Genomic DNA, 18,346 nt, shown 5'->3' on the forward strand with positions numbered 1-18,346 from the left:
GTGCCAAAGTCCCGTCAGCACTGGGGTTCCCCCTTGGTTCATCAGCGTTTAAACGCCATCCTTGCTGCTCTGATCAGCATTGCTCTGATCACAGTCCCCGCCCCTGCCTGGGCCGCCTTGCCCCAGGGCAATGCTGTGAAGGACCCAGCTGCGATTCTTCGGGACGCGCTTCCCTTTGATCAGGACGACATCCGGGAACTGCAGCATCGGCTGGAACTCACCAGTGACGATCTGCGGGCCAAACGCTGGACAGCTCTTGGCAAGACGGTGTCACGCACTGAAGCGCTGCTCAACACGCGCCGCGACACCATCTTGAACGCGGTCCCTGAAACCAAGCGCGGTACGGCTAAAGCGCTTTTTGAGAGCGTGGATCAGGGGCTCGAAGACCTCAAAGAGAAGGTCAAAGCCACTGACAAACCAGGGTTCATCGCCGACCGACGCCGGACGTTGCGCTCCATCGGTGATGTGGAAGCCCTACTGGTGCCCGACGGCTTTGAACGGGAGATCCCCGCAGAATTCGATGCCCTGCCACGGCTGCAGGGAAGAGCCACCCTCAGCGTGAGCACCACCCAGGGGGAGCTAACCACCGTGGTGGATGGCTTCAACGCCCCACTCACCGGAGGTGCCTTCGTCGATCTCGCCCTCAAGGGTTTCTACGACGGACTGCCTTTTATCCGAGCCGAGGACTTCTATGTGCTCCAGAGCGGTGATCCTGAAGGGCCGGAGATCGGCTATGTGGATCCGAAGACCAAGCAAGAGCGCCACGTCCCCCTTGAGATACGCGTGCCGAGCGAAGACGACACGATCTACAACCAAACCTTTGAAGACGTGGGCTTATTCATGGCCACACCAACCCTTCCTTTCGCCACCCTGGGCACTCTTGGCTGGGCCCATTCAGACCAGGCCCTCGACGACGGATCCTCGCAGTTCTTCATGTTTCTCTACGAGGCGGAGCTCACCCCGGCTGGTCTGAACCTCGTGGATGGCCGCAATGCAGCCTTCGGCTACGTGGTGGATGGATTCGATGTTCTGGAGGAATTGGGCGTCGATGACCGGATCACCGCCGTGAAGGTGATTGAGGGAGCGAAGCAACTCAAAGCCCACGCATGAGCCCAACCCTGGCGGAGCTAACTGAAGCGGAGCTGCTCAGGCGGCTGGCTCGCTTCGCTCCGCCCAATCAGCTCAGTGACGACACCGCAGCCCTGGCCGCAGACGCCCGGCCGCTGCTGATCAACACCGACGTTCTCGTGGATGGCGTCCATTTCAGCGATGCCACCACAACGTCCGTGGATGTGGGATGGCGCGCCGTTGCCGCCAACCTGTCCGACTTGGCCGCCAGTGGTGCTGTCGACATCGACGGGATCACGGTGGCCCTCGTTGCCCCAGGTCACACCAGTTGGGACTGGGTGGACGGGGTGTATCAAGGCATCAGTGCCGCCTTGGGGCAGTACGGCGGCGTTCTGCTGGGGGGTGACTGCTCCAAAGGAGAGCAGAGATTGCTATCGATCACAGCGCTCGGCCGTCTCGGACCCCTGCGTCTGCATCGCAATGCAGCCCGCCCTGGCGATGTCTTGGTCACAAGTGGGCCCCATGGGCTCAGCCGAATGGGCCTCGCGCTGCTGCAGGACGACCCAAGCGTGCGTGACATCGCTTTGCGCTCAACTTTGCGGGACCAAGCGATCGCACGCCACCAACGACCGACACCTCGGCTGAAGGAAGTCCAGCAGCTGCTGGCCTGCAAACCGAAGCATCTGCCCTGGCGGGCCGGAGGAACCGACAGCAGCGACGGACTGCTCCCTGCTGTCGCAGGCCTTTGCATCAGCAGCGGCTGTGGAGCGGTGCTGCGGAAGGATCAGCTTCCAACGGCCGAAGGCTGGCCTGATGGAGCGCCATGGATGGATTGGTGCCTCTCCGGAGGAGAGGACTTTGAGTTGGTGCTGAGCCTTCCCAAAGCCTGGGCCGATGTCTGGCAGCAATGCATCCCCGAAAGTCAGCGCATAGGTCAGATCAATGCTGAAGCGGGCGTCATCCGCTGGGGCCACAACCACAAGCCAGTGGACACAAGCGGATTTGATCACTTCGGCCAGCCCTGAGCAGCCCAAAGAGACGGAGCCTGAGCAAAAAAATCCCCCCCAGGCCGGGAGGGATTTGAAGAGCGATCAGCTGAGGATCACTTCCAGTTCTTGGCCACTACCTCGGCAAGGTCGACAACACGCTGGCTGTAGCCCCACTCGTTGTCGTACCAGGCCAGGATCTTCACAGCCTTGTCACCCATCGCATAAGTGAGGTCGGCATCGAAGATGGTGGACTCGTTGGTGCCGGCGTAGTCGGTGGACACCAGGGGCAGGTCGCTGTACTTGATGATCCCCTTCATGCCGTTCTCGGAAGCCGACTTGATCGCGGCCTTAATGTCATCAACGCTGGCGCCGCGGGACGGGCCGAAGGTGAGGTCAACAGCGGAGACGTTCGGGGTGGGAACGCGCATGGCAAAGCCGGTGAGCTTGCCTTTCACCTCGGGATAAACCAATGCCACAGCCTTGGCCGCACCGGTGGTGGTGGGGACCATGTTCAGGGCTGCAGCACGGGCGCGGCGCAGGTCACGGTGGCTGTTGTCCAGGATCCGCTGGTCGCCGGTGTAGCTGTGAATGGTGGTCATCAGACCCCAGTCCAGGCCGAAGTTCTGGTCCAGAACCTTGACTATCGGGGCAAGGCAGTTGGTGGTGCAGCTGGCGTTGCTGAGGATGTCCCAGTCTTCGTGGCGGTACTGGTCGTCGTTGACGCCCACCACGAAGGTGCCGACGCCGTCACCCTTCCCAGGAGCGGTGAGGATCACCTTCTTGGCACCAGCCTGGATGTGCATGCTGGCCTTCTCATCGGTGTTGAAAACACCGGTGGACTCGATCACCAGGTCAACGCCCCACTCTTTCCAAGGGCAGTTGAGGGGGTTGCGGTCGGCGAAGAACTTGATCTCCTTGCCGTTGACGAACATCGAGCTGTCCGTGGTCTTGATGTCCACGGAGGGATCAAGGCGTCCAAGGATGGAGTCGTAGGTGAGCAGGTGAGCGCTGGTGGCGGGGTCGGAGGTGGAGTTCATCCCCACGATTTCCAGGCCAGTGTCAGCGCCCCGGCTGATCCATCCCCGCAGAACATTGCGACCGATCCGGCCGAATCCATTGATCGCAACGCGCAGGGTCATGGAAGAAGCGGCAAAGCCGCGCAGGGGTTTTGGCCGCCGATCATACAGAAATCAGCAGAAATACCTCGTTCGACCCTGCATCAATCAGCTCGATCCGGCCCTCAGCACGGCAGACAAGCAGCGGCAACTGACTTATCTTTCCCCAGACTGAAGCCCTACGTTGCCGCGCCTGCTCGACCGTCAGACACCAGTCCACTTCATCGGTGTCGGCGGAATTGGCATGTCGGCTTTGGCTCGGATTCTCGTTGACCGCGGTCACCCGGTCAGCGGCTCGGACCCGCGTGACAATGCGACAACACAACAGTTGAAGACCCTCGGGGTGAAGGTCTTCCACCAGCAGGATGCAACCTGCATTGACGCTGTCTCAGCAGCGAAAGACGCTTGTTCACCGGTGGTGGTAATCAGCACAGCCATCCCCGAGAACAATCCAGAACTGCAGCGGGCCCGACAGCAGGGGCTGGAGATCTGGCATCGCTCCGATCTTCTGGCGGCTCTGATCGAGCAGCAACCCTCCATTGCAGTTGCCGGCAGCCACGGCAAGACCACCACCAGCACCTTGATCACCACCTTGCTGCTGGAGGCGAATCAAGACCCAACCGCTGTGATTGGAGGCATCGTTCCCAGCCTCGGCAGCAATGGTCACGCTGGCCAGGGAAAGCTGCTCGTGGCCGAGGCGGATGAATCCGATGGGTCCCTGGTGAAGTTCAGTCCAAGCCTGGGGGTGATCACCAACCTGGAGCTGGATCACACCGATCACTACTCCAGCCTCGACGACCTGATCTCCACCCTGCAACGCTTCGCAGGGGGTTGCGATCGCGTGCTGGCCAATCACGACGACCCGATCCTGCAGGAACACTTCCAGCCAACGGCCTGGTGGTCCAACCAAAGCGCCGAATCCGTTGACTTCGCCGCCCTGCCTCTGAGCCTTGAGGGCGATCGCTGCTTGGCCCGTTTCTACGAAGCTGGCCACCCCGTCGGTGACTTCACCCTGCCGATGGCCGGGCTGCACAACCTCAGCAACGCAACAGGGGCCTTGGCCGCCTGCCGGATGGAAGATCTCCCCTTTGACCAGTTGGTGGAAGGCCTCGTTGGCCTGAAGGCACCGCGGCGGCGCTTTGATCTTCGGGGCACCTGGAAGGGCCGTCAAATCGTTGATGACTACGCCCACCATCCCAGTGAGGTGAAGGCAACCCTGGAGATGGCACGCCTGATGGTGAGGAGTGGTCGCAGCCCGCTTCCCACAGCACCAGAACGGCTCCTAGCGGTGTTCCAGCCGCACCGTTACAGCCGCACCCAGCAGTTCCTCGATGGCTTCGCCCAGGCCCTGCAGAACTGTGATCTGCTGCTGCTGGCTCCCGTCTATTCCGCAGGAGAGCAACCGCTGCAGGGCATCTGCAGCAACGCTCTGGCGGATCGGGTACGCAGCCTGAAACCGGATCTTGAGATCGCCGTCGCAGACAACCTCGACCAACTCACCGACCTGGTGATCCAGCACAGCCGCGAGAACGATCTTGTTCTGGCCATGGGTGCTGGCGATGTGAATGGACTGTGGTCAAAGCTGACGTCATGACCCAGGGCGATGCCCGCCTGCCCCAGGCCGGAGTCAACCTGGCGGACTACACCACCTGGCGTGTGGGAGGAGCCGCCGAATGGCTTGCGGAACCCGCCAGCCTTGAGGAAGCCCAGGCTTGGATCGAATGGGCCGCTCACCAAGGCATGCCCTGCCGCGTCATGGGCGCTGGGTCGAATCTGCTGATTCACGATGATGGCCTACGCGGGCTTTCGCTCTGTCTGCGCAAACTTCAGGGGCTCCAGCTTGATGCAACCACTGGGACCGTGGAAGTGCTTGCCGGCGAACCGATCCCATCATTGGCAAGACGCGTTGCACGAGCTGGTTTGCATGGTCTGGAGTGGTCGGTTGGCATCCCGGGGACCGCTGGCGGTGCGGCTGTGATGAATGCAGGAGCCCAGGGAGGCTGCACAGCGGAATGGTTGGAGTCGGTGCGGGTCATGCCCCTAGAGGGGGGCGACTGCTTTGAGCTGCAGCGGGATCAACTGGACTTCGCCTACCGGCATAGCCGTCTCCAAGAGGGCAACCTCGTGGTGTTGTCCGCACGGTTCCGCTTGGAGCCCGGTCACGATCCGGATGAACTCAAGCGGGTCACCAGCGCGAACCTCAGCCACCGCACCACCACGCAGCCCTATCAACAACCCAGCTGCGGCAGTGTCTTCCGCAATCCCGAACCGCTCAAGGCCGGACGGCTGATCGAAGAGCAGGGGCTTAAGGGAACCCGGATCGGCGGCGCTGAAATCTCAAACGTGCATGCCAATTTCATCGTCAACACCGGTCATGCCCAGGCAAAGGACATCGCCCAGCTGATCCACCTGGTGCAGGACCGCGTCGAAGCCGAGCACGGAATCCGTCTGCACCCCGAAGTGAAGCGGCTGGGATTCTCTTCGGCGGCTTAACCTTCCGGCTCCCACAGGATCGCCATGGCAGGGTTCGGACTCCCCAATTTCGGCCAGCTCACCGAAGCCTTCAAGAAGGCCCAGGAGATTCAGCAGAACGCTCAGGCCCTGCAGAACGAACTTGATGGGATGGAGATCGAAGGCAACAGCAGCGATGGCCGTGCCAGCGTTTGGCTGTCGGGCAACCAGCAACCCCTCCGGGTGCGGTTGGACCCAGCCCTGCTGCAAGAGGGCCAACAGGCCAGCGAAACGGCCACGCTGGAAGCCCTGCAAGCGGCCTACGAGCAATCCACAGCCACGATGAAGGGCCGCATGGAAGAACTCACCGGTGGCCTGAACCTCAACCTCCCCGGAATGGGCGGCTGAGGCCGCTCAGCTCGATCAATGCGGCCTTGTAAAGGGCGTAGCGTTCCCAGTCACTGGACACACCGCAGCCGGGCTCACCACGATGCAGGCAGTCGCGGAACCGACAGGGCCAGGGATCAAGCTGCTGCCGGAGCTCCGGGAAAAGCACCCCCAATTCCTGGGGGTCATCTGGCAAATCTGGACGGTTGAAGCCGGGGGTGTCAGCCACCCTCGCGCTCAGACCCAGGGGAAAGAGCTCCACGTGGCGGGTGGTATGACGCCCGCGCTGCAGTCGACCGGACACCGCAGCAGTACGCAGTTGAAGATCAGGACGCAGCTGATTCAGCAGGCTGCTCTTGCCCACCCCGGAAGGTCCACACAGCACCGACAGCTGCGCACCAGCCAAGCGCTGCCTTAGAGCGTCGATGCCCGTTCCAGCTTCACTCGAAAGCACCAGCGGGTCATAACCCCACCCCTGCAACCGGGCCACAAGACTCTCAAGCGCTGCGGCTGAGATGAGGTCTGTCTTGGTCAGCAGAAGGATCACCTCCAGCCCCGTCCGTTCCGCCGTCAAAAGGAAGCGACTTGCCTGATCAGGGTCAAAGCTGGGCTGTTCCACCGCTAACACCACAGCCACCAAGGAGACGTTGGCCACCGGTGGGCGTATGAGAAAGCTGTGGCGTGGCTCGACGTCAGCCACCACAGCCCGCCCTTGGCCTGGATCAATCGCCTCGACGCAAACCCGATCCCCCACGTAAACGGCTTCACCCCGATGGCTGAGCCGAGTGCGGCGTGTGCAGAGCAGCCGAACTGGACATCCGTCAGGTGCGGCATCCAGCTCAACCTCCAAGTAGTTGGCCTGTAGCGCCACCACCATCCCGGAAGCCACCGAACTGACGGTGTCAGCCACCGCAGATCACCTCAATGGTGACGGAATCCGGCGTCTGATCAATGCACTCAACACGATGGCCTGCATCCCTCAGGCCTGGAAGCACCATGGCCTCAGGCTCCCCCCGATCGAGACAGACCTCCAGACAGTCACCGCTGCTCATCTGCTCGAGGGTGAGCTTGCAGCGAATGAAATTCACCGGACAGGGCGTTCCCCGCAGATCCAGGGAACGCCTGCTCATCTCTTCTGACCGAACAAGCTGGCGAACAGACCACTGTTGTGGTGGTGGTGTTGCTTGCCGCGGGCGGAATGGTGACCCGCCAACTGCTCTAGGAGCTCGCGCTCCACATCGCTGATCCGCTTAGGCAAGTCCACGGTGACCGTCACGCGCTGATCACCCCGTGCCACCGGATTCCCGAGCTTGGGAATGCCCAGGTTCGACAAGGTGAGCACCGTGCCGGGCTGGGTGCCGGCAGGGATGTCCAGCTCCTTACTGCCGTCCACCGTTTCCACCTCGATGGTGTCGCCAAGAATCGCCTGGAGGTAGCTGACCTTGACCTCCGAAAAGATGTTCAGACCATCCCGCTGCAAGCGCGGGTGATTTCGAACGGTGAGGAAGACGTAAAGGTCACCGGACGGGCCTCCCCGGGGTCCCGCGTTGCCTTCGCCAGTCACGCGAAGCCGTGTTCCGGTGTCCACTCCAGCAGGAATGTTGATCCGCAGCTTCTTGCGCACCTGTTTGACACCCTGACCTCCACAGGACCCGCAGGGATCCGAAATCACCTGGCCAGTGCCCCCACAGGTGGGGCACTCGGCGACCTGAGTGAAGCTGCCGAAGGGAGTCCGCGTAGCACGGCGCACCTGCCCCGCGCCGCCACAGGTGCCGCAGGTAGTGGGCCCACTTCCCGCTTTGGCACCGCTGCCGCCGCAGGTGTCGCAGGTCTCCAGATGCGGGATCTTGATCTCCTGCTCCTGACCGAACACCGCCTGCTCGAAATCGATCGTCAGGTCGTAACGAAGGTCATCCCCCTGCTGGGGGCCCTGACGCCGCGGCCGCCCACCCCCGGCACCGCCGGGTCCACCGAAGCCCTGGAAAAACGTCTCGAACAGATCCGCGAATCCGCCCATGTCGCCCATGTCCTGAGCACCGGCCGCACCACCAAGACCGGCTTCACCGAACTGGTCGTAACGGGCCCGTGTCTGGGGATCACTGAGCACCTCGTAGGCGCGGCCAATTTCCTTAAAACGGTCTTCAGCGCCGGGATCCTTATTGATATCGGGGTGGTACTGACGCGCCATGCGCCGATAAGCCTGCTTGAGGCTGTCGGGATCCACATCTCGGCTGACGCCGAGCAGGTCGTAGAAGTCGGCCATCAGGCCTCCTCCACCGTCTGATCCGGTGCTGCCTCAGCAGGCGCTGAGGCTGGATCGGATGGTCCTGGACCCATCGACACCTTCACCATGGCGTGGCGCAACACACGACCATCGCGGTGGTAGCCCCGCTGAAGCTCCTCACACACCACATCCTCAGCGAACTCGCTGCTTTCCTCGCGCAACACGGCCTCATGCAGGTTCGGGTCGAACTCCTGACCGACCACCTCCATCCGGGCTACCCCCTGCTGCTTCAGCACCTCCACCAATTGCTTGTAGAGACCCTGATAACTGCGATGCAGCGCCTGGGCTTCTTCCCCTTCGGGATTGAGCTGCTGACGGGCCCGCTCGAAGTTATCGACCACCGGAAGGATTTCGGTGAGGGTCGAGCAGACCAGTTGCTGACGCATGTCGTCCTGGTCGCGGCTCTGGCGCTTGCGGAAGTTGTCGAAATCCGCCGCAATACGCATGTATTGGCTGTTGAGCGTCTCGTGCTCCTGCTTTAGCGAACTCAACTCCTGCTCGAGTTGCTGCATCCGATCCGCAGGATCCACAGCTGCAGGAGCCTGTTCGGACGTCGCCTCTGGCGCATCAGGAGCGGGCTCCGGCGGTGCTGGAACAGCACCGGACTCAACAGTTTGGTCCTGCTCTGGGGTGGAGGCGTCGCCGCTCATGCTGACCGCTCAGGGATTGCTGTCTAGACATGTTGAAGGGCAACGCTCACCTCCCACAAGCTGCGGAAGCCCGCACCTCGGTCGCAACCCATGACTCTGACGCTGCCCACCCCCGATGCCGGCAACGCGGCGCGGCAGCGTTTCGCCCTTGAATTGCTGTTGCAACAGCGGGTTCCAGGGCCGGACCAGCTGCTGGCAAACCGCTACCTGCTGGCGATGTACCTGCCGATGTTCACCGTGTTTGATCAGATCCACTGAGCACTGCAGCGATGGCCTGGCCCGCTAACCAACCGCCGCTCCAGCAGGCCTGAAAGTTAAAACCGCCGGTTACACCATCCACATCCAGCAGTTCTCCGGCCAAGTAAAGACCGGGGCAGCGGCGGCTCTCCATCGTGGCCAGGTTGACGTCCCCCAGGGCGACACCGCCGGCGGTAACGAACTCCTCCCCGAACGGTCCACGTCCCTGGATCGGCACACTCTGCGCGCAGAGCAGCTCTACCAATCGACGCTCCGCCTTGATCGGCAGATCGGCCCAACGGCGTTCTGGCTCCACCCCAGCGATGGTCAAAAAGATCTGCCACAACCGCCGCGGCAAATGCTCGAACGGCTTCGCTGCTGAAAGAGTTCGCCGCGCCTGCTCCTGCCGCCATTGCTGCAATCGCTCGGTCAGCCCCGAACGACCCAACCCAGCACTCCAGTCCAGCTTCAGCTCGCCCTGATAGCGGTTCTGATGCAGGGCCCTGGCGGCAAAGGCTGAGAGCCGCAGCGTGGCCGGACCACTCAGACCGCGGTGAGTGATCAGCACCCGCCCGGTCTGGCGGAAGCGCTGGTTGCCCAGTTTCAAATCAAGGCCCACATCGTCGATGGCAATGCCACTGCAGGCCGTCAGAGCCGGTGCCTTCAGCGTGAGGCTGAACAGCGATGGCACCGGCGGCACCACCTGGTGACCAAGGGCTTCCGCCAGTTTTCGGCCACTGGGATGCCCCCCCGTGGCCAGCATCAAACAGCGCCCATGCAAAGGCTCAAGGCCGCGGCCCTCGAGCACAAACCCCCCCTCGGAGTGAACGCGCACCTGCTGGACCATGGCCTTCGTGCGCAGCTCGACACCTGAGGCCCTTGCCGCCTTCTGCAGGCACTGAATCACGGCCTCAGAACGGTTCTGCTGCGGAAACATCCGTCCATCGGGTTCCTCCACCAGGGTGAGCCCGTGCTCGTCAAACCAGGCAATCGCATCGCCACAGGCAAAGCGACTGAAGGGCCCCCGCAAGGGTCGACTACCACGGGGGTAATGGGTGGCCAGTTCACGGGGATCCCAACAGGCATGGGTCACATTGCAGCGACCGCCACCGCTGATTCGTACCTTCTGGAGGGGCTCAGGGGTGCCTTCCAGCACCAGCACATGCCGAACTCCCTGCTCGGCTGCACTGATTGCTGCCATGTACCCGGCAGGACCACCACCAACAACGATCAGATCAAGCGGGCTGAAAGCGGAGGGCGACACCGTTGTTGCAGTAGCGCTTGCCGGTGGGTCGTGGTCCGTCATTGAAAACGTGGCCCTGGTGCCCACCACAACGGCTGCAGTGGTATTCCGTGCGCGGCAGAATCAATTTGAAATCTACTTTCGTGGCGACGGCACCATCCAGGGGCTGCCAGAAGCTGGGCCAGCCGGTGCCGCTGTCGAATTTGGCCTCCGACGAAAACAACGCTGCATCACAACCGGCGCAGTGATAAGTGCCGGAACGCTTCTCTCCATTAAGCGGACTCGTGAAGGGACGTTCCGTTCCCTCATTGCGCAACACGTCATAGGCCTGGGGAGACAAACGCTCACGCCACTGCTCGGGATTGAGATCCCAAGAGGGATCGCCAGCGTTGGACGCCGCCAAAACAGGCTGAGGTCTCCAGAGACTGCCAAACACCCCTGCCATTGCCGCCAACAACAGCGATCGACGGGACAGAACGGCGGCACTCAAGCTCATCGACGCTGAAGCGGGAATCACGGGCGGTTCTAATGGATTGATGACTGCCGCCGGATCCACCGCTGCCTACCGCTTCAGTGTGGCGCCGATGCTGGATTGCACCGACCGCCATTTCCGGGTGCTGATGCGCCAGATCAGCCGTAGAGCCATGCTCTACAGCGAAATGGTGGTGGCCCAGGCGCTGCACCACAGCAAACGACGCAACAAGTTGCTGGATTTCGATCCGGTGGAACATCCCATCGCCCTGCAGGTGGGGGGAGACGATCCAGCCCTGCTGGCCGAGGCGGCACGACTGGCGCAGGACTGGGGCTACGACGAAATCAACCTCAATGTGGGTTGCCCCAGCCAGAAGGTGCAGGCCGGGAATTTCGGGGCTTGCCTCATGGCGGAGCCGGATCTGGTCGCCCGCTGTGTGGAGGCCATGGTGGACTCAGGGGAGCTCCCTGTGACCGTGAAACATCGGATCGGCATTGACGATCTCGACAGCGATGCCCTGCTGACGAACTTCGTGGATCGAGTGGCTCTAGCAGGGGCCAGCCGCTTCGCTGTTCACGCCCGTAAAGCCTGGCTGGAGGGCCTGGATCCCAAGCAGAACCGAACGATTCCTCCGCTGCAGCATGACCGCGTGGTGGCTCTCAAACAACGCCGCCCCGATCTGGTGATTGAACTCAACGGAGGGCTGGAATCCCCTAAAGACTGCCTTGAGGCACTGGAAGGGTGCGATGGCGCCATGGTGGGACGGGCGGCCTACAGCCATCCCCTGCGCTGGACCAACATCGATGCCTTGATTTTCGGGGAGGAGTCACGCCAAATCCTGGCGTCAGATGTTGTGGAGGGTCTACTTCCCCATGCAGAGGCTCATCTCGAGCGAGGGGGCCGGCTGTGGGACCTCTGCCGTCACTTAGTGCAACTCGTAGAAGGTGTCCGTGGTGCAAGGCACTGGCGGCGGGAGCTGGGGGAGAAAGCCCAGCGCCCCGGAGCGGATCTGGATGTGCTGCTCCAAGCCGGACAGCAACTTAAGGACGCAGGACTCTGATCAACGGCTGAGGTCAGCCCTCAGCTCCCCCGTAACCGGAAAAGTCATCGCCACCGCCGCTGGAGGATCCACGGCGACGACGGCTACGACCCTCGTCGTAGGCGTTGCCCTCGCCAGCGTTATCTCGGGCGCCATAGCTGCGATCTTCCCATCCCCTTGCACCAGAGGGGCGATCACCACCGCCGCCGTATCCACCACCGCCACCACCGCCGCCACGACGGGGGGCACTACCGCGGGGCTCCGCTTTGTTGATCCGGAGAGGACGGCCCATCAGTTCTGCACCCTGCAGGCCTTCAATGGCTGCTTCTTCGGTGGACTCATCAGCCATCTCAACGAAGGCAAAACCACGCTTGCGACCTGTGTCCCGCTCGAGGGGCAGCGCACAGTTGGTCACTTCACCGAACTGGGCAAACAGCTCGATCACATCTTCCTGCTCAGCGCGGAAGGGAAGGTTGCCGACAAAAATGCTCACGTTTTGCGTGGACCGGGTACGAAACAGTGGACCGATGAGGCCTTGAACATTGCCATCGGGCTATGACTCCGGAACGAAGTGACATAGCTCTGGCTGATTAAGCGTAGACCCGGTTATGGGTGTGAGTCATCCCACCGGTTGAGTTCCGTTGAAACGCTGTAACCAGCGCTGAAGCTGTTCATCAACACGCTCAAATCCCGTTCCACCTTCACTGCGACGGGCGGCCACAACGGCGCGGGGAGCCAGGGCGTCATGCAAATCCGCCTCAAAGGCCGGATGAAGTTCCTTCCAAGCAGTCAGATCAAGGTCCCGCAACAGACAACCCTGCTCGAGACAGCGCCGGACGACAGCGCCGACCAATTGATAAGCCTCGCGAAATGGAACACCGCGAGACACCAGATAGTCGGCCACATCCGTTGCATTAGAGAAATCCTGCTCCACGGCTTCATTGAGGCGCTCGACTCTGAAATCAAGGCCTTCCTCAAACAAAATCGCCATCGCCTCAACACAATCACGTGTTGTGCGGAAGGCATCAAACAGCGCCTCCTTGTCTTCCTGAAAATCCTTGTTGTAGGCCAGTGGAAGACCCTTAATCATGGTCAGTAATCCCTGGAGATGTCCGAAGACTCGCCCGGTCTTGCCCCGAACCAACTCAGGTACATCGGGATTCTTCTTCTGAGGCATGAGGCTGCTGCCCGTGGCACAGCGGTCGCTGAGCCGCACGAAGCCGAATTCCTCGGACGCCCAGGAGATCACCTCTTCGGCGAGACGGCTGAGGTGCACCATCACCAAGGATGCGGCAGCGGAGAACTCAACGCAGAAATCACGGTCGCTGACCGCATCGAGGCTGTTGGCATAAACCGCTGAAAAACCCAGCTCCTTCGCAGTGTGCTGACGATCAATCGGTACCGGCGTGCCCGCCAGGGCAGCAGCACCGAGCGGGCAAATATTCACGCGTTTCCGCACATCCTGAAGACGCTCGCGGTCGCGCTCCAACATCTCGACATAAGCGAGAAGATGATGGGCGAGACAGAGCGGCTGGGCCCGCTGCAGGTGGGTGTACCCGGGAATCATGGTGCGGCGATGACACTCCGCCTGGGTCAGCAGTGCCCCCTGCAACCGCTGCAGATCCTGATCCAGGCCATCCAGCCGTCGTCGCAGCCAGAGGCGTAGGTCAGTCCCAACCTGATCATTGCGGCTGCGTCCGGTGTGCAACTTCTTGCCCACCGGACCAAGCAAAGCAATCAGCCGGCGTTCCACAGCGAAGTGAACATCTTCATCAGCCAAACCCGGCTGGAAACTGCCGGATGCCGCCTCAGCACGAACCGTCTCCAGGCCCTTCACCAACTGCTCAGCTTCCGCCTCCGTGATCACTCCCACGCCGGCCAGCATCTGGGCATGGGCGATAGAACCATCGAGATCCTCCTGAAGAAGGGTCAGGTCAAAACCGATGGAGGCATTAAACGCCTCGATGAAAGGATGCAGACCCTGCTCAAAACGATCGCTCCAGGTGCCTGCAGCACCACCGGTCACCCCACCAGCCATCAATTCATCCGTCGATTTCCTCAGCTTGTCAGGCGATTGGCCGTCCCTGCACACTCGGCAACGTGACTGCTTCCGGAACTTTCAACACCACAAGCGAGGCGTCATCCTCCAGCTGACGATCCGGACCAACAAAACGGTCCAAGCGTTCAAACAGGCTTTCAAGAATTCCCTGCGCTCCCTGACCACTTCGACAGGCCGTTTCAAGGGCACGAATCAGCCGCGCCTCGTCGAAACGATCGCCGGTGATCCCCGATGCTTCGGTCACACCATCGGTGTAGTACAGCAAAACGTCTCCCGGTTCAAGGCGAACCTCGCCAAGGGCGAACTCAGCTTCAGGTTGGAGACCGATCAGAAGCCCAGCGGCATCGAGCCGCATGATCACCCGTCGCTCGGCGCGCCAAAGCAGGGGCGGGTTGTGGGCCGCATTGGCATAACGCAACCGCAGCGTACGCGGATCCAGATCGGAATAAAACAGCGTCACAAACCGGTGCGACTGCGCAAGGTCTTCCTGCGCCAGCTGGTTGAGGTCGTGGAGAATCCGATCCGGTGGCAGACCACTGAGAACCTCAGCGCGCAGCATCCCGCGCAACATCGTCATCAACAGCCCAGCAGGAACGCCTTTGCCCATGACATCACCCATCACCAGCGCCCAGCGACCCCGCTCACGGCGTCGGCCAATGAGTTCCGGACGGGTGGGAATGAAGTCGTAGTAGTCACCGCCCACCTGAAAAGCAGGCCGACAGCGCGCAGCCAGATCAACGCCCTCGATCACAGGGCAACGATCCGGCAACAACTGCGCCTGAATCTCTGCACCAATACTGAGTTGTCGATCCACCCGCTCATACCGACGGGCGTCCTGAAGCATCTGATCGTTTTCGATCGCAACACCAGCAAGATCCGCCACCAACTGAACGTGCCGACGATGCACCTCGGTCCAAACCAAAGAGCCGTTGCGGGCATAGACATAAAGACGGCCACGCGTCCGACCACGGGCCGTCACACACGTCGCGAACAAAGCCGCTTTGGGCAGGCAGCGTTGAACCAGACGGTCGAGCGCCAACAGCTGCTGATCGTCACTGCCAAAACCCACGGCAGATCCAGGTTCAAAGGCGGCTAAGCGCTGCAGCAGATCCTGGGACGGCTCAGCTGGACTCCCCTGCAACTGATCACGCCAGAGGCGACCATCCATCTGAAACGGAACAAGCAAGGCCCCCTCAACACCCACCAGGCGTGAGGCCACGACGGGCACAAGCTCAAGAAATCGCTGAAGGTTGGTGAAGCTGCGGAGGGCAAACCCCAGGGAGACCAACAGATCCTGATTGCGGAGCTGTTCGCCGCTGAGGCTGTCAAACAGCTGACGCAACGAAGCCATGGCCTCGGGCGAGGGGTGTCCAGTCCGCTGCGCAGAGCTGGGGTGACGTCCGGGCGGCTTGCTGCTCAACCTCGCACCCTTAGGGTCCGCAAGGTAGCAACGCTTCAACGTCCAGTCAGCAGAGCCTCAACGAATTCAAAACTGTTGAAGGGGCGCAGATCGCGGATTCCTTCCCCAGCGCCGATGAAACGAATCGGCAATCCTGCCTCAGACGACACCGCCAGGGCGACGCCGCCACGAGCTGTGCCGTCGAGTTTGGTGATTACAACGCCGGTGAGGCCGGCCGCCTTGGCAAAGGCCATGGCCTGGCGAAGCCCGTTCTGACCCTGACTTGCATCAAGAACCAGCAAGGATTCGACCTTCGCCTCCGGCGCCAAACGGTCGATGATCTTTCTGACTTTTTGGAGTTCCTCCATCAAGTTGTGCTTGGTTTGCAACCGTCCGGCGGTATCCACCAACAGCAGATCAGACTTGCGCGAACGAGCGGCGCCAATTGCATCGAAAACAACGGCAGCAGGGTCGGCATTGCTGCTGGGGTTTGACACCACAGGAACATCACTGCGCTCTCCCCAAACCTCAACCTGCTGCACGGCTGCAGCACGGAAGGTGTCTGCAGCAGCAATCAGAGCCGAATAGCCACTGCGAACAGCCAGATTGGCAAGTTTTCCCAGGGTGGTTGTCTTACCAACCCCATTCACCCCCACCATCAACCAGATATTGAGGCGATCCCGTTCCGGCGCCAGAAGATGAACACCACTGGCCTGGATCGGCTCGTCCAACAGGCCACGCAGCTGTTCCTTGAGGAAGCGAATCCCTTCCGCAGGATCAACGACCTCCTCATTCATCCGTTGACGGAGGGCATCCAGCACCTGATCGGTGGCCTGGACGCCAGCATCCGCTCTCAGCAAGAGAGTTTCGAGATCATCGAGAACCTCCGGTGTTAACGGGTCGTCACCGAGATTCTCCAAAAGGCTTGTAACAAAACCCTGACGGGTCTTTTCAAGGCCGCGGCGGAGCCGGCCCAACCAATCGATTTCCTCGAGGGAAACCTGATCGACCCGACGGCCCTGGGCCGCAAGCACCTCGGCAGACCAGGTGAAATCCTGATCAAAGTCACCCAGCTGCGGCTCTTCTGAGTCGAGAGCTGGCGCAGGGGTAGAAGCCAGCGTGGGTGCAGGGGGAGCCTCAAGAGCCCTGTCATCCAGATCCTGCTGTCGCTGCTGGCGCTGAGCCGCGGCCTGCTCCAGCAGCGACAGTCCGGGGGCTGGTACTGGAGAAGGTGTCGGTAAAGGTGCCGGACCTGGCGTTGGTGAAAGTGAAAGTGAGGGTTCTGGTTCTGGACTGGGCGCAGGGGTGGGCTTGGGGGCCGATTCAGCAACAGGAGACGCTGCCTGTTGCTGAGCCTTCAGGCGGGCATAGGCTTCACGGGCCCAAACCAGGGCTTCGTCTTCTTCCTCACTGGCTGCAGGAGCTGGAGTGGGCTCCGGCGCTGCTGAAACGGGAGCATCAATCCCACCAGCCGTCGGTTCCGGCTTCGGAGCGGGGGGTGGCGTCGGCGACTCCTCAGCCTGTCGTTCGAACCAGTTGAACACCATCAGGCCGATGCTTTCGATTGAGCGTCATGGAAGCGGCGCAACACGCCATTAATCATCCGGCGACCCTGCTCATCGCTATAACGGTTGGCCAGCTCAACCGCCTCGTTAAACGCCACTGGAGCAGGAGTGCGCAGGCTTTCCAGGTCAACGACAGCCAACCGGAGAATGTCGCGATCGATCCGCGGCAGTCGGGTCAGTCTCCAGCCCTCCATCACCTGATCGAGCCGTTTGTCGATGCCCTCGCGCTGGGTGAGCACCTTCTGAACCCGATCCATGGCGCCGCGGCGAATCTGCTCCTGGTCGCCAAGCAACAACAGCCGAGGCAAATCAAGACTGGCGGACAATCCATTCAGCACCTGTTCAGCGGAACTCAACGATTCGCGCAGATGGGTGCGGACGGTGTCATGGGTTCCGGTTTCACCCTGCTGCAACTCGCTATCCAGCAGGGACTGCTGCGCCTGATCGAGCTCTGCAGCACTGGTATCAAGCGACTCACGCCAGTGCTGGGTGAGGGTGTCGAGGGCCTGGTCCAGGATCAAATCAAGGGCCAGGTCAGCGACTGAAGCTGACTTCTGTTCCGGCACCTGACCAAGCACCAGCAAGGCCAGCTCTCGTGTAAGGGATCGTATCGCCATGACTCAGCTGGAAGGAGATGCAGAAGCCCGTAACTGGGCCATGAGGCTTGAAAAACTCCGATTCACAGGAGCTTCACGATCATCGGGGTTGACGATTCCGGCCGAAATGATCGTTCGGAAGGCTTCTTCAACGCTGATCTCAAGCTCTCGGACGGACCCCTCTGGAACAAGGGTGTACCAACCGGTGGTGGGATTCGGAGCGGTGGGGATGAACACACTCAACAGGGGCTCCTTCAGATCAGATTGAAGTGAAGGACCCACTTCCCCGGTCACAAAACCAACGCTGAACAATCCCTCCCGGGGGTACTCGACGAGAACAACGCGACGGAAGCGAGTGGAGTTGTCGCGGAAAAAGGTCTCAAGCAGCTGCTTCAGAGTCTTGTAAACCGATCCAGCCAGGGGAATCCGGCTCAAGGTGCCTTCACCGAACTCCAACAGCCAGCGACCCACAATGTTTCGGGCCATCAAACCGATCAGAAGGATGCCCATCAGAGGCACCGTGAGACCGAGAGCCAGATTGATCAGATCCTGAAGCAGTGGATTCAGGGTGATAAACGGATTGAACTGCTTCGGTATCGAGGTCAGGAAGGCCAGAACAAAGCGACTGACAATCGTTGACAGCCAAATCGTGGTCGCCAATGGAATGACCACCAGCAGCCCTGCAATCAGGTCGTTTTTTAGATCCTGCCGAAGCCTTGCGGAGAGCGGCAGATCAGGTCTGGGATTGGACTGGACCAAGGAGCTACTGCGCCCAGCTTTGAGTTAGTTCTG

At 61.2% G+C, this 18,346-nt stretch carries 20 protein-coding genes; 7 read left to right on the forward strand and 13 right to left on the reverse strand.

Going from position 1 to position 18,346, the window contains the following annotated elements; all coding sequences use genetic code 11:
• Together FZX09_RS04520 and thiL are read left to right on the forward strand one after the other, a co-directional pair.
• The gene (locus FZX09_RS04520; RefSeq protein ID WP_226400528.1) at nucleotides 1-1,110 is read left to right on the forward strand and encodes a peptidylprolyl isomerase; all 1,110 of its coding nucleotides are present in this window, start codon (nucleotides 1-3) and stop codon (nucleotides 1,108-1,110) included.
• Entirely contained in the window at nucleotides 1,107-2,093 is a 987-nt protein-coding gene (gene thiL / locus FZX09_RS04525; RefSeq protein ID WP_226400530.1) for a thiamine-phosphate kinase, read from the forward strand. The genes FZX09_RS04520 and thiL overlap by 4 nt, the downstream gene beginning before the upstream one ends.
• Before the next feature lie 77 nt (nucleotides 2,094-2,170).
• Here the strand turns inward: thiL and gap are convergent, their stop codons facing one another.
• Entirely contained in the window at nucleotides 2,171-3,196 is a 1,026-nt protein-coding gene (gene gap / locus FZX09_RS04530) for a type I glyceraldehyde-3-phosphate dehydrogenase (RefSeq protein WP_226400533.1), read from the reverse strand.
• Between the two features lie 160 nt (nucleotides 3,197-3,356).
• On the opposite strand from gap, the gene murC reads away from it, so the two are divergent.
• From murC to FZX09_RS04545, 3 genes are read left to right on the forward strand one after another with little or no spacing between them, the layout of a single operon-like run.
• Nucleotides 3,357-4,766, forward strand: coding sequence for a UDP-N-acetylmuramate--L-alanine ligase (gene murC, locus FZX09_RS04535; RefSeq protein ID WP_226400535.1), 1,410 nt, complete (start codon nucleotides 3,357-3,359; stop codon nucleotides 4,764-4,766).
• Nucleotides 4,763-5,665, forward strand: coding sequence for a UDP-N-acetylmuramate dehydrogenase (gene murB / locus FZX09_RS04540; RefSeq protein WP_226400537.1), 903 nt, complete (start codon nucleotides 4,763-4,765; stop codon nucleotides 5,663-5,665). The genes murC and murB overlap by 4 nt, the downstream gene beginning before the upstream one ends.
• A gap of 24 nt (nucleotides 5,666-5,689) precedes the next feature.
• The gene (locus tag FZX09_RS04545; RefSeq protein WP_226400539.1) at nucleotides 5,690-6,031 is read left to right on the forward strand and encodes a YbaB/EbfC family nucleoid-associated protein; all 342 of its coding nucleotides are present in this window, start codon (nucleotides 5,690-5,692) and stop codon (nucleotides 6,029-6,031) included.
• On the opposite strand, the gene rsgA is transcribed toward FZX09_RS04545, so the two are convergent.
• The 4 genes from rsgA to grpE are packed head-to-tail and all read right to left on the reverse strand — an operon-like array spanning nucleotide 6,006 to nucleotide 8,944.
• Nucleotides 6,006-6,920, reverse strand: coding sequence for a ribosome small subunit-dependent GTPase A (rsgA, locus tag FZX09_RS04550; protein ID WP_370624182.1), 915 nt, complete (start codon nucleotides 6,918-6,920; stop codon nucleotides 6,006-6,008). The genes FZX09_RS04545 and rsgA overlap by 26 nt on opposite strands.
• Nucleotides 6,913-7,140, reverse strand: coding sequence for a sulfurtransferase TusA family protein (locus FZX09_RS04555; protein WP_226400541.1), 228 nt, complete (start codon nucleotides 7,138-7,140; stop codon nucleotides 6,913-6,915). Before FZX09_RS04555 ends, rsgA begins: the two co-directional genes overlap by 8 nt.
• Nucleotides 7,137-8,273 carry a molecular chaperone DnaJ gene (gene dnaJ, locus FZX09_RS04560; RefSeq protein WP_226400543.1) on the reverse strand — a complete coding sequence of 379 codons (1,137 nt, stop codon included), beginning with the start codon at nucleotides 8,271-8,273 and terminating at the stop codon, nucleotides 7,137-7,139. The genes FZX09_RS04555 and dnaJ overlap by 4 nt, the downstream gene beginning before the upstream one ends.
• On the reverse strand, nucleotides 8,273-8,944 hold the full coding sequence (gene grpE, locus FZX09_RS04565; protein WP_226400545.1) for a nucleotide exchange factor GrpE: 672 nt from the start codon (nucleotides 8,942-8,944) through the stop codon (nucleotides 8,273-8,275). Before grpE ends, dnaJ begins: the two co-directional genes overlap by 1 nt.
• Nucleotides 8,945-9,034: 90 nt before the next feature.
• Between grpE and FZX09_RS04570 the strand changes: the two genes are divergently transcribed.
• Nucleotides 9,035-9,202 (forward strand): general secretion pathway protein GspE, encoded by a 168-nt coding sequence (locus tag FZX09_RS04570; protein ID WP_226400547.1) that lies wholly within the window; start codon nucleotides 9,035-9,037, stop codon nucleotides 9,200-9,202.
• Here FZX09_RS04570 and FZX09_RS04575 read toward each other — a convergent pair.
• Together FZX09_RS04575 and msrB are read right to left on the reverse strand one after the other, a co-directional pair.
• On the reverse strand, nucleotides 9,177-10,445 hold the full coding sequence (locus FZX09_RS04575) for an NAD(P)/FAD-dependent oxidoreductase (protein WP_226400549.1): 1,269 nt from the start codon (nucleotides 10,443-10,445) through the stop codon (nucleotides 9,177-9,179). The genes FZX09_RS04570 and FZX09_RS04575 overlap by 26 nt on opposite strands.
• Nucleotides 10,417-10,920 (reverse strand): peptide-methionine (R)-S-oxide reductase MsrB, encoded by a 504-nt coding sequence (gene msrB, locus FZX09_RS04580; protein WP_226400551.1) that lies wholly within the window; start codon nucleotides 10,918-10,920, stop codon nucleotides 10,417-10,419. The genes FZX09_RS04575 and msrB overlap by 29 nt, the downstream gene beginning before the upstream one ends.
• A 40-nt stretch (nucleotides 10,921-10,960) precedes the next feature.
• Between msrB and dusA the strand changes: the two genes are divergently transcribed.
• Entirely contained in the window at nucleotides 10,961-11,956 is a 996-nt protein-coding gene (gene dusA / locus FZX09_RS04585) for a tRNA dihydrouridine(20/20a) synthase DusA (protein ID WP_226400553.1), read from the forward strand.
• Between the two features lie 13 nt (nucleotides 11,957-11,969).
• On the opposite strand, the gene FZX09_RS04590 is transcribed toward dusA, so the two are convergent.
• From FZX09_RS04590 to FZX09_RS04615, 6 genes are all read right to left on the reverse strand, one after another.
• Nucleotides 11,970-12,428, reverse strand: a complete 459-nt coding sequence (locus tag FZX09_RS04590) for an RNA-binding protein (protein WP_226400555.1) — start codon at nucleotides 12,426-12,428, stop codon at nucleotides 11,970-11,972.
• Between the two features lie 126 nt (nucleotides 12,429-12,554).
• On the reverse strand, nucleotides 12,555-13,973 hold the full coding sequence (argH, locus tag FZX09_RS04595) for an argininosuccinate lyase (RefSeq protein WP_226400557.1): 1,419 nt from the start codon (nucleotides 13,971-13,973) through the stop codon (nucleotides 12,555-12,557).
• A 28-nt stretch (nucleotides 13,974-14,001) separates the two neighbouring features.
• Complete coding sequence (locus FZX09_RS04600) at nucleotides 14,002-15,414, reverse strand: PP2C family protein-serine/threonine phosphatase (RefSeq protein WP_226400559.1); 1,413 nt, start codon at nucleotides 15,412-15,414, stop codon at nucleotides 14,002-14,004.
• Nucleotides 15,415-15,449: 35 nt separating this feature from the next.
• Entirely contained in the window at nucleotides 15,450-16,940 is a 1,491-nt protein-coding gene (gene ftsY, locus FZX09_RS04605) for a signal recognition particle-docking protein FtsY (RefSeq protein ID WP_226400561.1), read from the reverse strand.
• A complete protein-coding gene (gene nusB, locus FZX09_RS04610) occupies nucleotides 16,940-17,575 on the reverse strand; it encodes a transcription antitermination factor NusB (protein WP_226400563.1) in 636 nt (211 codons plus the stop codon). Before nusB ends, ftsY begins: the two co-directional genes overlap by 1 nt.
• A gap of 3 nt (nucleotides 17,576-17,578) precedes the next feature.
• Nucleotides 17,579-18,313 (reverse strand): DUF502 domain-containing protein, encoded by a 735-nt coding sequence (locus tag FZX09_RS04615; protein ID WP_226400565.1) that lies wholly within the window; start codon nucleotides 18,311-18,313, stop codon nucleotides 17,579-17,581.
• Nucleotides 18,314-18,346: the final 33 nt, after the last annotated feature.

This window comes from Synechococcus sp. MU1643 (genome assembly GCF_020514095.1).
Lineage (GTDB): Bacteria > Cyanobacteriota > Cyanobacteriia > PCC-6307 > Cyanobiaceae > Parasynechococcus.